Source organism: Leifsonia sp. LS1, from assembly GCF_020521355.1.
Classification (GTDB): Bacteria; Actinomycetota; Actinomycetes; order Actinomycetales; family Microbacteriaceae; genus Leifsonia.
Genome location: NZ_BPER01000002.1, coordinates 134,335 through 148,855, shown reverse-complemented (window position 1 = coordinate 148,855; position 14,521 = coordinate 134,335). Strand labels below are relative to the sequence as shown.

The 14,521-nt window shown below is 70.8% G+C and carries 12 protein-coding genes; 6 read left to right on the top strand and 6 right to left on the bottom strand.

What is annotated here, in order from left to right; all coding sequences use genetic code 11:
• Positions 1–10 precede the first annotated feature (10 nt).
• Both LLS1_RS04015 and LLS1_RS04010 read right to left on the bottom strand, forming a co-directional pair.
• Positions 11–868: a hypothetical protein gene (locus tag LLS1_RS04015; protein WP_226653711.1), complete on the bottom strand. Its 858-nt coding sequence runs from the start codon at positions 866–868 to the stop codon at positions 11–13.
• Positions 869–874: 6 nt separating this feature from the next.
• Positions 875–2,221, bottom strand: a complete 1,347-nt coding sequence (locus tag LLS1_RS04010; protein WP_226653710.1) for an aminotransferase class III-fold pyridoxal phosphate-dependent enzyme — start codon at positions 2,219–2,221, stop codon at positions 875–877.
• Positions 2,222–2,315: 94 nt separating this feature from the next.
• Here LLS1_RS04010 and LLS1_RS04005 point away from each other — a divergent pair, with 94 nt between their 5' ends.
• The 4 genes from LLS1_RS04005 to ispG all read left to right on the top strand — a co-directional run bounded on the left by LLS1_RS04005 (position 2,316) and on the right by ispG (position 7,021).
• Positions 2,316–3,287 (top strand): FKBP-type peptidyl-prolyl cis-trans isomerase, encoded by a 972-nt coding sequence (locus LLS1_RS04005; RefSeq protein WP_226653709.1) that lies wholly within the window; start codon positions 2,316–2,318, stop codon positions 3,285–3,287.
• Positions 3,287–4,381: a 1-deoxy-D-xylulose-5-phosphate reductoisomerase gene (locus LLS1_RS04000; RefSeq protein ID WP_226653708.1), complete on the top strand. Its 1,095-nt coding sequence runs from the start codon at positions 3,287–3,289 to the stop codon at positions 4,379–4,381. The genes LLS1_RS04005 and LLS1_RS04000 overlap by 1 nt, the downstream gene beginning before the upstream one ends.
• An 82-nt stretch (positions 4,382–4,463) precedes the next feature.
• A complete protein-coding gene (locus tag LLS1_RS03995; RefSeq protein WP_226653707.1) occupies positions 4,464–5,795 on the top strand; it encodes an RIP metalloprotease in 1,332 nt (443 codons plus the stop codon).
• An 86-nt stretch (positions 5,796–5,881) separates the two neighbouring features.
• Positions 5,882–7,021, top strand: a complete 1,140-nt coding sequence (ispG, locus tag LLS1_RS03990; RefSeq protein ID WP_223360946.1) for a flavodoxin-dependent (E)-4-hydroxy-3-methylbut-2-enyl-diphosphate synthase — start codon at positions 5,882–5,884, stop codon at positions 7,019–7,021.
• A gap of 15 nt (positions 7,022–7,036) precedes the next feature.
• On the opposite strand, the gene LLS1_RS03985 is transcribed toward ispG, so the two are convergent.
• Positions 7,037–8,467 carry an RNB domain-containing ribonuclease gene (locus LLS1_RS03985; RefSeq protein WP_226653706.1) on the bottom strand — a complete coding sequence of 477 codons (1,431 nt, stop codon included), beginning with the start codon at positions 8,465–8,467 and terminating at the stop codon, positions 7,037–7,039.
• A 70-nt stretch (positions 8,468–8,537) separates the two neighbouring features.
• Between LLS1_RS03985 and LLS1_RS03980 the strand changes: the two genes are divergently transcribed.
• Complete coding sequence (locus LLS1_RS03980; RefSeq protein WP_226653705.1) at positions 8,538–10,304, top strand: proline--tRNA ligase; 1,767 nt, start codon at positions 8,538–8,540, stop codon at positions 10,302–10,304.
• Positions 10,305–10,323: 19 nt separating this feature from the next.
• Here the strand turns inward: LLS1_RS03980 and LLS1_RS03975 are convergent, their stop codons facing one another.
• From LLS1_RS03975 to LLS1_RS03965, 3 genes are all read right to left on the bottom strand, one after another.
• Complete coding sequence (locus LLS1_RS03975; RefSeq protein ID WP_226654031.1) at positions 10,324–11,373, bottom strand: aromatic acid exporter family protein; 1,050 nt, start codon at positions 11,371–11,373, stop codon at positions 10,324–10,326.
• Positions 11,374–11,388: 15 nt separating this feature from the next.
• A complete protein-coding gene (locus LLS1_RS03970) occupies positions 11,389–12,468 on the bottom strand; it encodes a winged helix DNA-binding domain-containing protein (RefSeq protein WP_226653704.1) in 1,080 nt (359 codons plus the stop codon).
• Positions 12,469–12,535: 67 nt separating this feature from the next.
• Positions 12,536–13,603, bottom strand: a complete 1,068-nt coding sequence (locus tag LLS1_RS03965; protein ID WP_226653703.1) for an App1 family protein — start codon at positions 13,601–13,603, stop codon at positions 12,536–12,538.
• Positions 13,604–13,817: 214 nt separating this feature from the next.
• Between LLS1_RS03965 and LLS1_RS03960 the strand changes: the two genes are divergently transcribed.
• Positions 13,818–14,474 carry a TetR/AcrR family transcriptional regulator gene (locus LLS1_RS03960; protein WP_223360856.1) on the top strand — a complete coding sequence of 219 codons (657 nt, stop codon included), beginning with the start codon at positions 13,818–13,820 and terminating at the stop codon, positions 14,472–14,474.
• The last annotated feature ends 47 nt before the right edge of the window (positions 14,475–14,521 follow it).

Here is a 14,521-nt window from a genome sequence, read left to right as displayed (position 1 = left end):
AGACCGGGCGTCAGCCGCGCAGACCGGGAACGGGGGCGCAGCCGAAGCCGCCGACGTAGTCGAGGCACGGGAGCATGAACCTCGGATACCGCACGGCCGTCGGGTCGCCGAACCACAGCGTGTAGAGACGCGAGAAGTTGAGGTTGCCGTACGTCGAGCAGCTGCCGGCCGGCCCGGTCGGAGCGGCCAGCGTCTCGTCGTTCGGCTGATACGGCGTGTAGTTGTAGAGGTTCGCCGTCGCCTGGTTCACGATGCGCACGCTGCTCGACCCGCAGGAGGCGTCGGGATGGAACTGGATGTCGTTCCTCCCGATGCGGTACCGCCAGTCGCCCGGGTGCACCGTGTACTCGCGGAACTGCCAGGCGGCCCGGTACACCTGGTTGACGAAGCCGAAGTAACGCTTATCGCACTCCGCAGTGTCCGGGCAGGCGTATCCGGTCGCCTTCTGATAGCCGGAGGCGCTCGGCACGGTGAGCAGGGACTGCTCCTTCTGGAGCAGAACGAGGAGCACACGCGGGCTGATCGTGCACGCCTGCGCCACGCGCGCGATGACGCTGCTGGCGCGCTCGCCCTTCATCGCCGGGATCGCCGAGCACCGGTCGGCCGACGCCGGGATGCGCGGCGTGTCGACGCGGTAGTCGGCGAGGCACGGCACGCCGTCCTTCGGCGTGCAGCTGCGCGCCTCGAGGAACGACTGGATCTGGCCCGTCGTCATGGCGTCCGGGTTGAAGAAGCTGTCGTCGCTGATGATGTCGCCGGGGTCGAAGGCGGCGCGTTCCGCCCCCAGCACCCCGGTCGCGGGCACGAGGGCGAGCGTGACGGCCGCGATGACGACCGCGGCGGCCGTCCGCCAGCGCCTGATCCGCATCTCCGGTCAGCCGAGCTGTGCCAGGGCTTCTTCGAGAACGGTGGCCGCGTCGTCGATCAGCTCCTCGCTGATGACGACGGACGGAAGCAGACGCAGGACGCTGTCCCAGCTCCCGGCGTCGAGCGGGATCACGCCGTTGGCGGTGGCGTGCGCGAGCACCGCCTTCAGCGCCTCGGGGTTCGGCGTCGTCGTGCCGGGCACGACCAGCTCGATGCCGAACATCGCGCCCTTGCCGCGCACCTCGCCCACGACGGGGAAACGCTCGGCCCAGTCGCCGATCCGCGCCCAGAGCGCTTTCTCGACGCGTCGCGCCTCGGCGAGCAGGTCCTCCTTCTCGAAGGCCTCGAACACCGCCAGCGCGGCCGCGGTCGAGACCGGGTTGCCGCCGAAGGTGCCGCCGATCCCGCCGGGCTGCACGGAGTCCATGATGTCCGCTCGGCCGGTGACCGCCGCGAGCGGGAAGCCTCCCGCGATGCCCTTGGCGCTGGTCACGAGGTCGGGGACGACGCCGTGGTGCTCGATCGAATACCAGGTGCCCGTGCGCCCGATGCCGGCCTGGATCTCGTCGGCGACGAACACGATGCCGTTCTCGGTGCAGAACTCGGAGAGGCGTGCGAAGTAGCCCGGCGCCGGGATGACGATGCCGCCGTCGCCCTGGATCGGCTCGACGAACAGGGCGGCGAGTTCCGTCGCCCCGATGTGGGTGCGGATGTAGTCGATCGTGCGCTCGGCCGCTTGCTCGCCCGTCATTTCCTCGGGATCGCGGAACGGGTAGCTGATCGGGAGGCTGTAGATCTCGCCGGGGAACGGTCCCATGCCCGCACGCTCCGGCCAGGGGCGGTAGGTCATCGCCATCGTGAGGTTGGTGCGGCCGTGGAACGCGTGGTCGAGCGTCGCGATGGCGCGGCGGCCGGTGAACTTGCGGGCGATCTTCACCGCGTTCTCGACGGCCTCCGCCCCGGAGTTGACGAGGATGCTGCGCTTCTCGAAGTCGCCCGGCGTGATCTCCGCGAGCTTCTCGGCGACACGGACGTAGTTCTCGTACGGCGTGACGGTGAAGAGCGTGTGGGTCAGCTTCGCGGCCTGCTCCGCCGCGGCCGCCGCGACGGCGGGGTGCGCGTGGCCGATCGTGGTGACGCCGATCCCGCAGCCGAGGTCGATCAGGCGGTTGCCGTCGACGTCGACGAGGATCGCTCCGGACCCCGACTCCATGTAGATGTTCGCGAGCGTCCCCGCGCCGCGGCTCACTGTGGCTTCGCGCCGGCGCTGCAACTCCTGCGAGCGCGGGCCGGGGAGGGCCGTGACGACGTGGCGGGACTGGGGGACCGAGAATTCGCGGGTCATGCCTTCCATCGTAGGCGGCGACCGGCCGCCGCCTCGACGCGTCGGCCCGGCACGGAGCCGACTGTCAGCGGAGGCCTAGGCGGATGCGGCAGACTGTTCGATCGTGCGCAGATCACTCTCCCTTCTCACCGCCGCCCTCGTCGTCGCCGGGCTGGCCGCCTGCAGTTCCTCCGCTCCGGAGCCGTCCGCCACGAGCACGGCGGCCGCGGCCACCTGCCAGAACACGAAGGCGGGCGACGCCTCGAAGTCGGTGAAGGTGGAGGGCGACTTCCGCAAGACGCCGACCGTGACCTTCACGACCCCGCTCAAGGCCACCGATGTCCAGCGCAGCGTCGTCATCACGGGCGACGGCGCAGAGGCGAAGGCGGGCTCGAGCGTCGATATCGCCCTCGCCGCCTACAACGGCGCGACCGGCAAGGAGCTGACGACGTCCGCCGGTTTCGACGGGCAGGCCGCTCAGACCATCACCGTCGACGACACCAAGTTCGTCCCCGGTCTCGTGCGCGCCGTCGAGTGCCTCAAGGTCGGCTCCCGCGTCGTGCTCACGGCGACGGCCAAAGAGGCCTTCGGTAACGCCGACATCAGCCAGCTCGGCCTCAAGGAGGCCGACACGGTCGTCTTCGTCGCCGACCTCGTCGACGTGCTCCCGACGCGCGCCAACGGCACCCCGGTCGAGCCCAAGGCCGGGTTCCCGACCGTGAAGCTCTCGAAGACCGGCGAGCCGACGATCACCATCCCGAAGACCGACCCGCCGGCCCAGACCGAGCTCGAGGTGCTCAAGCAGGGCGACGGCGAGACGGTCCAGCCCGGCGACACCGTCACCGTGCAGTACAAGGGCGTGATCTGGCGAACCGGCGAGATGTTCGACTCCAGCTGGAGCCGCGGAGCGCCCACGTCGTTCGCCACCACCGGTGTCGTGGTCGGCTTCAAGAAGGCCCTCGAGGGCCAGAAGGTCGGCTCGCAGGTGCTCGTCGTCATCCCGCCGGCGGACGGCTACGGCGACGCGGGCAACGGCGACATCAAGGGCACGGACACCATCGTGTTCGTCGTCGACATCCTGAAGACCACCCGCTGATGACCGGTCGACCGCGACGCGTGGTGCTCCTCGGCTCGACAGGGTCGATCGGCACGCAGGCGCTCGACGTCGTCGCTGCCAATCCCGATCTCTTCACCGTCGTCGGCCTCTCGGCCGGTCGCGACGCGGAGGGCCTCGCCGCGCAGGCGGAGCGGTTCGGTGTGCGCGAGACCGCGCTCGGGGCCGATGACTCGGAGCGGCTCGTGCGCTCCGTCGAGGCGGACGTCGTGCTGAACGGCATCACCGGGTCGGTGGGACTGGGTCCGACGCTGGCCGCGCTGGAGACCGGCGCGAGCCTCGCCCTGGCGAACAAGGAGTCGCTGATCGTCGGCGGCGAGCTGGTCATGCGCGCCGCCGCTCCGGGCCAGATCGTGCCCGTCGACTCCGAGCACTCGGCGATCGCGCAGGCGCTGCGCTCGGGCACGGCGGGGGAGGTGCGCCGGCTCGTGCTGACCGCCTCGGGCGGCCCGTTCCGGGGGCGGAGCCGCGCGTCCCTGCGCGACGTCACCCCGCGCGAAGCCCTCGCCCATCCCACGTGGGACATGGGCCTGGTCGTCACGACCAACTCCTCCACCCTCGTCAACAAGGGCCTCGAGGTCATCGAGGCGCACCTGCTGTTCGATGTGCCCTACGACCGGATCGACGTCACCGTGCACCCGCAGTCGGTCGTCCACTCGATGGTGGAGTTCGTGGACGGCTCGACCATCGCCCAGGCGTCGCCCCCCGACATGCGCCTCCCGATCGCGCTCGGCCTCGGCTGGCCCGACCGCGTGGCCGGGGTCGGCGTCCCGCTCGACTGGACCGCCGCCCACACCTGGACGTTCGAGCCGCTCGACCACGAGGCCTTCCCTGCCGTCGCCCTCGCGAAGCGCGTCGGGACCGCCGGCTCCACCTACCCGGCTGTCTTCAACGCCGCGAACGAGCAGGCCGTCGCCGCCTTCCACGCGGGCGCCATCGGCTACCTCGACATCCTCGACACGGTCGAGCGCGTCGTCGACGCCCACGATCCGGTCGACGAGCTCTCGCGCGCAGCGCTCTCGGCGGCGGAGTCGTGGGCGAGAGAGAAGGCGGACGCCCTCATCGCCTCCCGCTAGGGCGGCGCCGGGCGTACAGGACCCGACCCGTACATAGGCGTCTAGCGGCTGGCTCCAAGCTGGCCGCCACTACCCTGAGTGCGTGGAAACCGTGCTCCTGTTCGTCCTCGGCGTCGTCATCATCCTGATCGGCCTCGGTGTTTCCATCGCGCTGCACGAGATCGGCCACCTGGTCCCCGCCAAGCTGTTCGGCGTCAAGGTCACGCAGTACATGATCGGCTTCGGCAAGACCCTGTTCTCGTTCCGTCGCGGCGAGACGGAGTACGGCGTCAAGGCGCTCCCGCTCGGCGGCTACATCTCCATGATCGGGATGTTCCCCCCGGGCAAGCAGGGCGGAGCCGGCCGCAACGCCACCACCGGCTTCATGCAGTCCATGGCGCAGGACGCGCGCACCGCCAGCGCCGAGACCGTCGCGGTCGGCGAGGAGGAGCGCACCTTCTACCGGCTCGCGGTCTGGAAGCGCGTCATCATCATGTTCGGCGGCCCGTTCATGAACCTCCTCATCGCCGTCGTGCTGTTCGGCGTGCTCCTGATGGGCTTCGGAGCGCCGCAGAACTCGACGACGGTCGGCAGCGTGAGTCAGTGCGTGATCCCCGCCTCCAGCACCAGCCAGACCTGTTCGGCGGACGATCCCCAGGGTCCTGCGGCCGCGGCGGGGCTGAAGCCGGGCGACACCATCGTGAGCATCGACGGCACACCGATCACCTCCTGGGCGCAGTCCACCACGATCATCCGCGAGTCGGCCGGACGCTCGCTCTCCATCGTCCTGCGCCGCGACGGCGCCGAGCGCACGGTGACGCTGACCCCGGCCACCAACCAGGTCGCCAAGATCGACGCAGCAGGCCTTGTCGTGAAGGACGCGAACGGAAAGGTCGAGACCTACTCGGCGGGCTTCGCCGGCATCGGCGCCGTCCAGAAGCTGGTGCCGCAGCCGATCACGTCGGTGCTGCCCGCCGTCGGGGCGCAGATCGGCGGGGTCTTCGGCGTCGTGATCCACCTCCCCGAGCGCATGGTGGATATCTGGAACGCCGCGTTCGGCTCCGGCCAGCGCGACGCCAACGGGCCGGTCGGTGTCATCGGCATCGGCCGGGCGGCCGGCGAGCTGACCGCCCTCGACGGCGTGCCCGTCGTGGACAAGGCCTACACGATGATCGGCCTGCTCGCCTCGCTCAATGTCGCACTGTTCGTCTTCAACCTGATTCCGCTGCTCCCTCTCGACGGCGGCCACATCGCCGGCGCCCTCTGGGAGGGCATCCGCCGCAGCTTCGCGAAGATCTTCCGCCGCCGCGACCCCGGCCCCGTCGACATGGCCAAGCTGATGCCGCTCACCTTCGCCGTCGTCATCGTGCTCGGCGGCATGAGCCTCTTGCTCGCCTACGCCGACATCGTCAAGCCGATCAACCTGTTCGGGTAGCGCTCGCGGAGCCCACTCCCCGCCGACGCCCAGCCGGTTCCCACCGGCCCGCGTAGGATTGTCGGGTGGCAGCAATCAATCTGGGGATGCCCAAGGTCCCCGAGACCCTCGCACCCCGTCGCAAGTCCCGTCAGATCCGTGTCGGAAAGGTCCTCGTCGGAGGCGACGCCCCGGTGAGCGTGCAATCGATGTGCACGACGCCGACCACGAACATCAATGCGACCCTGCAGCAGATCGCCGAGCTCACCGCGTCCGGGTGCGATATCGTGCGTGTGGCGGTGCCGAGCCGGGATGACGCCGAGGCGCTGCCGATCATCGCGAAGAAGAGCCAGATTCCGGTGATCGCGGACATCCACTTCCAGCCGAACTATGTGTACGCGGCGATCGATGCCGGCTGCGCGGCCGTGCGAGTGAACCCGGGCAACATCCGCAAGTTCGACGACCAGGTGGGCAAGATCGCCGCCTACGCGAAGGCTGCGGGCGTCTCGTTGCGTATCGGCGTCAACGCCGGGTCGCTGGAGCCCAGCCTGCTGCAGAAGTACGGCAAGCCCACCGCGGAGGCGCTCGTCGAGAGCGCCGTCTGGGAGGCCAGCCTCTTCGAGGAGCACGACTTCCACGACTTCAAGATCTCCGTGAAGCACAACGACCCCATCGTGATGGTCAAGGCGTACCGTCAGCTCGCCGAGCGCGGGGACTGGCCGCTGCACCTCGGCGTCACGGAGGCCGGGCCGGAGTTCCAGGGCACCATCAAGTCGGCGACCGCGTTCGGCATCCTGCTCTCCGAGGGCATCGGCGACACGATCCGCGTCTCGCTCTCGGCCCCGCCCGCCCAGGAGGTCAAGGTGGGCCTGCAGATCCTGCAGTCGCTCAACCTCCGCGAGCGCAAGCTCGAGATCGTCTCCTGCCCCAGCTGCGGCCGGGCGCAGGTCGACGTCTACACGCTGGCGAACGACGTGACGAGCGGGCTCGAGGGCATGAGCGTGCCGTTGCGTGTCGCAGTCATGGGCTGTGTCGTGAACGGCCCCGGCGAGGCCCGCGAGGCCGACCTCGGCGTTGCGAGCGGCAACGGAAAGGGCCAGATCTTCGTCAAGGGCGAGGTCATCAAGACCGTCCCCGAAGCCGAGATCGTGCAGACGCTGATCGCGGAGGCCAACCGCATCGCCGCCGAGATGGGCGAGGAGGGCGGCCCGTCGGGGGAGCCCGTGGTCACCGTCGGCGCTCACTGAGGCGCGGCGGGGCGGTCATCCGACGACGTCGAACCGGACGGTCCCGGTCGGGATGTCCGCCGCGACCAGGTGAAGGCGCACGCGCTCGCCCGGGCGCACGCCGTCCGGCCGTGGGACGGTGGCGGTCACGACCGGGTCGGCGAGCTGCACGTTGATCGTCCCGTTGCGCACCGCGAGCACCGTCGCATCGAACACCGCGCCGATGCGCGACGCCAGCAGAGCGGCCTCGACGCGGTCGAGCGCCTCCGTGTCGAGGCGGGAGGCGAGCCGGGTCGAGGCCCCCATGATCGACGGCAACGCGCTCAGCGAGTCCCGTGCCCAGACCGGCACGGGCCGGCCGGCGCACAGAGCCTCACAGACGACGAGCACCCACCGGTCGACGAGCCGTCGCAGGGGAGCGGTCGTGTGCGCGTACGGAGCGGCGATGGCGGACTGCTGCGGGTCCGCAGGCGCCTCGCCGTCCAGAACGACGTAGCCGGCACCGCGGAACAGCCCGGCCGCCGCCTGCAGGACGGCCGCAGCGCGGGGCTGGTCGTGGTCGAGGGTGCGCAGGTACTCGCCGTAGTCCACGTCATCGGACCAGGGAAGACCCAGCGCGACGGTCTGCGCCCGGAAGCCCGCCACGGCCTCCGGTGCGGGGGCGGGCATCGTGCGCAGGATGCCGATGCGCGCGTCGAGCATGATCCGTGCGGCCGCCATGCCCGTCAACAGGGAGAGCTGGGCGTTCCAGTCCTCGACGGGCAGCGGCGCACGGCGTTCGATCGCGTAGGCTCCGTCGCGGAGCACGATCTCCTCGTCCGGCCGGTTGAGGCTGGCGCCGCCGCGCAGGCGCTCCTGCTCGATGCGGGCCGGGCCGATCTCCGCCAGCAGGGCCAGCTCGTCGGGCGCGGAGCCGTCGTCGAGCGCGGCCTGCGCTTCCGCGTAGGACCACTGACGTCGTGAGCGGATGCGCGCGCGTGCGACGGAGGCCGTGACTTCGCGGCCGGTCGCGTCGAGGGCGATGTCCCAGACGTATGCGCCCCGCACCTGGTCGGGCAGCAGCGAGCCCGCGTGCTCGCCGATCGCCGCCGGATGCAGCGGGACGCGGCCGTCCGGGGCGTAGAGCGTCTGCCCCCGTCGTCGCGCCTCGCCGTCGACCGCGCCGTCCGGGAGTACCAGCGCGGGCACGTCGGCGATGGCGTAGCGGACCCGGAAGCCCTCGCCCTCCCGCGCCAGATGCAGAGCCTGGTCGAGATCGGTCGAGCCCGCCGGGTCGATCGTCAGGAACGGGATCGCGGTCAGGTCGGCGTCGGGGAGCGCCGGCTCTGCGGCGGCCCGGCGCGCCTCGGACTCCACCGGCGCAGGGAACTCCTCCGGCAGCTCCAGGGTCGCGCGCAGCGCCGCCAACGCGCCGGCGAGCTCGCTCTGCGCCGCGGACGGGGCGATGGAGGTGCGACGGTCGGGCATACCGCCAGACTATGCCTCGCCCTCATCGTGCCCGCCGCCGCGGACCCCCTCCGCCCTCTAACATGGAACGGTGCCTACACGCCTGACGAACTACTTCCTCCGCACGCTCCGCGAAGACCCCTCCGACGCCGAGGTCACCAGCCACAAGCTGCTGGTGCGCGCCGGTTACATCCGGCGCCAGGCGCCGGGCATCTTCGCCTGGCTGCCGCTCGGTCTACGGGTCAAGGCCCGCATCGAGACGATCATCCGCGAGGAGATGGCCGCCGCGGGCGCTCACGAGGTCCACTTCCCGGCATTGCTCCCGCGTGAGCCGTACGAGGTGACCAATCGCTGGGAGGAGTACGGCGAGGGGCTCTTCCGCCTGCAGGACCGCAAGGGTGCCGACTACCTGCTCGCGCCCACGCACGAGGAGGTCTTCACGCTGCTGGTGAAGGATCTGTACTCGTCGTACAAGGACCTCCCTCTGACGATCTTCCAGATCCAGGACAAGTACCGGGACGAGGCCCGGCCGCGCGCCGGCCTCCTCCGCGGGCGCGAGTTCACGATGAAGGACGCCTACTCGTTCGACACGAGCGACGAGGGCCTCGATGCGAGCTACCTCGCCCAGCGCGACGCGTACGAGCGCATCTTCCAGCGCCTCGGGCTGTCGTACGTGATCGTGCAGGCCGACGCCGGCGCGATGGGCGGCTCTCGCAGCGAGGAGTTCCTGCACCCGACCGTCGTGGGCGAGGACACGTTCGTGCGCTCGGCGGGCGGCTACGCGGCCAACGTCGAAGCGTTCACGACCGTCGCACCTCCGACCCGCGGGTACGAGAAGCTCACCCCGGCCGAGGTGCTGGACACGCCGAACACTCCGACCATCCAGACGCTCGTCGATGTCGCCAACGAGAAGCACCCGCGTCCGGACGGACGCGCGTGGACCGCCGCCGACACGCTCAAGAACGTGGTGCTCGCGCTGACGCACCTCGACGGAACCCGCGAACTCGTCGTCGTCGGCGTGCCGGGCGACCGGGAAGTCGATACCAAGCGTGCCGAGGTCGCCTTCGCGCCGGCGGACGTCGAGCCGGCCACGGAGGCGGACTTCGCCAGGCACCCGGGACTGGTCAAGGGCTACATCGGCCCCTGGTCGCCGGAGGGCGCCGTACTGGGCGAGGAGTCGGCGACCGGGATCCGCTTCGTCGTGGACCCGCGCGTCGTCGACGGCTCGGGCTGGATCACGGGCGCCAACGTCGAGGGCAAGCACGTCTTCGGCCTCGTCGCCGGTCGCGACTTCGCCTGGGACGGCGTGGTCGAGGTGGCCGAGGTGAAGGAGGGTGACCCCGCCCCGGACGGTTCCGGACCCGTCGAGCTCGCGCGCGGCATGGAGATCGGCCACGTCTTCCAGCTCGGCCGCAAGTACGCCGAGGCGCTCGGGCTCAAGGTGCTGGACGAGAACGGCAAGCTCGTCACGGTCACGATGGGGTCGTACGGCATCGGCGTGACGCGCATCCTGGCGATCATCGCCGAGGAGAACAACGACGACAAGGGGCTCGTCTGGCCCGAGTCGGTCGCGCCGTTCGACGTGCACGTCGTGGCCGCCGGTCGAGACCAGGCCGCGTTCGATGTCGCGGAGGAGGCCGCCGCCGAGCTCGAGGGTGCCGGTCTCGAGGTGCTCCTGGACGATCGCCCCAAGGTCTCGCCCGGTGTGAAGTTCGGCGACGCCGAGCTCATCGGCGTCCCGCGCGTGCTCGTTGCGGGCCGCGGGGCGGCCGAGGGCGAGGTCGAGCTCTGGAACCGCCGCACCGGCGAGCGCCAGACGCTCCCGCTGGCGGAGGCCATCGCCCAGCTCCTCGCGTAGCGGCGGACGACGGGGCCGCTCAGGCGGCCTCGTCGTCCCCGGCGATCTCCGAGTGGATGCGGCGGAGATCCTCCACGAGCGAACCCAGCAGCACCCAGTGCCGCGGGTCCGGGGTCGAGATCACCAGCGGGGCCGTCAGCGCGGGGATGCCCGCCGTCTCGGTGTCGGGTTCGACGATCGGTGTGTCGGGATCCCGGCTGAGCAGGCGCAGATCGTGCGCGGAGCGGCTCAGCTCCTCGGCGATCGCGATCATCGTCGGCTCGCCGACCAGGCCGTCGTCGTAGTGGTCGTGGAAGGCGCGCGTCATGCCGACCGCGCGGGTGACGATCGGCCGCAGCCGTGCGAAGAGCGCCTCGTCATGCTCGAGCATGATGCGGTGCTTTCCCTGCCGGGGGTTGAGCGTGAGGCTTTCGCGGGCGGCGGTGAGCGCGGCCCCGGCCTTCGTCTCCATCGGCCGCAGGAGCCGCGCCTCGATCAGCAGCGCGTCCAGCTCGCCCGGCGTGAGCCTGCTGGTGATCGCCCGCGCGAGTCGGTCCAGTGTGGCGGCGAGCTCGTTGCCGAGCGCGAGGACGGCGGTGCGGGCGGGAGCTGTGAGCACCGGCGGGACGACCGCGATGTTGACGATCACCCCGATCACGGCACCGACGATCGTCTCGCCGATGCGGGCGAACGCGTACTCCGGGTTGGAGGCGCCGATGGCGAGCACCAGCATGGCGCTGATCGGCACCTGGTTCGCACTCCCGGGCGTCAGCTTGAGCACCCAGGCGAGCAGCACGGCGACGACGACGGCGATCAGCACGATCCAGCTGTTGGTGCCGAAGGCGATCCCGACGGCATACGCGACGAGTACGCCCACGATGACGCCCAGCGAGCGCTCGATGGCGCGGCCGACGGACTGGTTGACGCTCGGCTGCACCACCAGGAGCGCGGCGATCGCCGCGAAGACCGGCAGCTCTCCCGGCACGATGAGGCTCGCCGCCAGCCACGCCAGGACCATCGCGACGGCCGTCTTCAGCACCTGCAGGAACGGGGTGCGGCTCGACGCGCGGATGCCGGCGGGGAGTTTCAGGGCCACGGTTCCAGGCTAGCCCGCGAAGCGGAGGTAGGCGGCCGCCGCGCGTTCCGCGGCGGCCGGGCGGGCACCTGACAGCGGTTCGAACGGAAAAGTCTCGATGGCGGTGCCCGCGCGCCGCCAGGTGCCGGCCACGCGCCCCTGCGCGACGAGGATGGGGGAGAACACTCCGTTCTTGCCGGGCACGACGCGCTCGAAGAGCGCGTCATCGATGACGGGCGCACGGTCCTGGTAGCCCAGCAGGTACTCGTCGAAAGCCGGCAACAGCTGGACGGCTTCGCGCTCGGATCGCGTCGCGGGGAGGGAGGCGGCCCGGTCGGCGAGTTCGGCGCCTAGCAGGTACTCGACCCCGTCGACTTCGAGCGTCGTCAGCTCGTCGCCGAGGATCGCGACGGCGGCGCGCGCGGAGGCGAGCGTCCCTTTGGTCCACCAGACGAAGTCCTTGAGGGTGGCGGGACCGTGCCCGGCCAGGTAGCGCCGGAGGTACTCGGCGCCGGCCTCGTCGGGGTCGAGCTGGCGGGCGCGCTCGGGCGGCGCCCAGTCGTCGAGGAGCACGAGCGCCTGCTGCGTCCGGAGCGTCGGTCCCCAGCAGATCACGCCGGTCTGCGCGAGGTAGTAGAGCAGGTGATAGCCGCGCTGGCCGCCGGTGGCGATGCCCGCGGACTCCCAGAGTTCCATCGCGTCGGCCCGGCTGAGCGCGCGTCCCCCGGCCAGCGCGGAGGTGAGGAGGTCGCGGGCGCGCGTGAAGTCGGCCGACTCGAGCTCGAGCTCGCGGTGCCGGCGGGTGAGGCCCGCCAGCATCCGCTCCGTGGTGACGGAGAGCATCCAGCGGAGGTCCTCGGGCGGAACGAAGTGCAGTGTTCCGCGCATGGGCCACGAGCGCACGATACGGCCGGCGTCGAGGTCTGCCAGCACAGCGTTCCGCGACGGCGCGACGGTGCGGAGGGCGATCGCCCAGCAGGCCGCTCCGAAGTCCTGCGCCTGCACGGCGAGCATCCGGCGCGCGACGTCGGCGGGCGTCTGCTCCCGCGGGCCGTCGATGGCGTGCGCGAGGCGCCGCATGCGGAGCAGGTCGGCGCGGCGTGCAGGCATGCGCCCAGTCTGCCGCACACGCCCGACAGCGACGGCGAACGCGTCAGGGGAGCTAAGCGTCAGGGCGTCAGGGGAGCAGGCCGTGCGCACGGAGCTGCTCGCTCAGGCCGGCGCCGTCCGGCGCGTAGACCCAGGGCGCGCCCGAGAGCTCGCTGTGCTTGTCGGCCTTCGAACGGCCGCCCGCGAGGACCGCCTCGCCGCCGGACAGCTGCCGGATCGCGACGCCCGCGACGTTGCCGGGGTGGGCGATGCTGAACTCGCCGTAGAGCTGCTCGTCGTGCTGCCCGTCATCGCCGATGAGGAGCCACTTGAGGCCGGGGAACTCCGACGACAGTCGATCCAGGCTGGTGCGCTTGTGCTCCCGGCCGCTGCGGAAGATGCGGTCGTGGGTGGGTCCCCAGTCGGTGAGCAGCAGCGGGCCGGACGGGAAGAGGTTGCGCGAGAGGAAGCGACGCAGGGTGGGGGCGACGTTCCACGCCCCGGTGGAGAGGTAGATGACCGGCGTACCCGGATGCGTCCCGGCGAGGCGCTCCAGGAGGACGGCCATGCCCGGGGTGGGGACGCGGGCGTGCTCGTCGAGCACGAAAGTGTTCCACGCCGCGAGCAGCGGGCGGGGGAGCGCGGTCACCATGACGGTGTCGTCGACGTCGGAGATGATGCCGAAGGTGGCCTTCGGATCGACGATGAAGATCGGCGCCTCGAAGACGCGGTCCGACTCCGGTGTCGACATGCGCACGGTGTGCCAGCCGGGTGCGAGCTGCACGGGGACCACCGTGTCGATCACGCCACCGCGGTCGGGTTCGACCGTGTGCCGGTCGCCTTCGATCTCGATCGTCACGGTGACGTCGGAGACCGGCACGCTGACGAAGGACCGCCACCCGCGGATGGACTCCTCGCGCTTGCGGTGCTTGCGCTCGGCGCGGCTGCCGGGCCGCGGCTCCCTGGCGAGCACGACGCGCCCCAGGATGCGTACCCACGACGGCGCGCCGTAGCCGGTGTACGGCACGACCGTGGCCAGATAGCCGCGTCGGCGTGCGCGGCGTGCCCGGAACTCGTGGAAAGCGTCTTCGATACGCGCCGCGCGGTGCATGATGGGCTCGACGGCGGCGCTGCGCTTATCGGGAGTTGCGGTCATAGAGATTCAAGTCTCTCATGGAGTGCAGGATCGATTTCCGCACTCCCCAGATCTGGGGGGCGGTTCTGCGGCGAGTCATATCCGATTCCCCGCAAGAAGTGAGGTTTCCCCGAATATGATCGTTTCAATGGAGTGCGCCACGCGAGCCGAGGCGCACGGGTTGGGGACCCGCAACACGTAACGTAGACAACCGGGAAGTAGAGGAGTCGCGATCGTGCCCATCAACGACCTTGTGGCCGGACAGAACACCGTCGGAGCCGCTCTCGTGCGCACCGAGCCGATCCAGGAGCGCAGCGCCGCCCGGGTCGACGCGCTGCTGGACGCGGCCGCCGAAGTGGTCGACGAGATAGGTTTCGACCGGTTGACGACCGCGATGGTCGCCGAGCGGGCCGGAGCCTCGATCGGAACCGTCTACCGGTACTTCCCCGACCGCATCGTCCTCCTCCAGGCGCTGCGCGACCGCGCGGTGCTGCGGTACCGTCGCGCCGTCGTCTCCGCCATCCGCGAGCAGCAGCCGGAGCACTGGTGGAACGCCGTCGAGGCGGCGATCGACTCCTTCGTCGCGATGTTCCGTGAGGAGGCGGGCTTCCGTATCATCCGCTTCACCGACGCCGAGCGGTCGGGCGTCCCGGGCGACGAGGTCGTGCGCGACGTGTCGTTCGCCGCCCAGTTCGCCGAGATCCTTTCGGACGAGTACCGCCTCCCGGCCGGCCAGGATCTGGCGTTCCGGCTCGAGATCGTGGTCGAGGTCATGGATTCCCTGATCAACCGTGCGTTCCGCGACGATCCGACCGGCGACGAGCGCTACATCGCGGAGGCCCGCATCGTCGCTCGGGAGTACTTGGAGAGCCGTTACGGCTCCGGAAGCTGATCCGTCGGCCCATCCGGGAATGTCGGAGGTTCGCGCGACGCTGATTT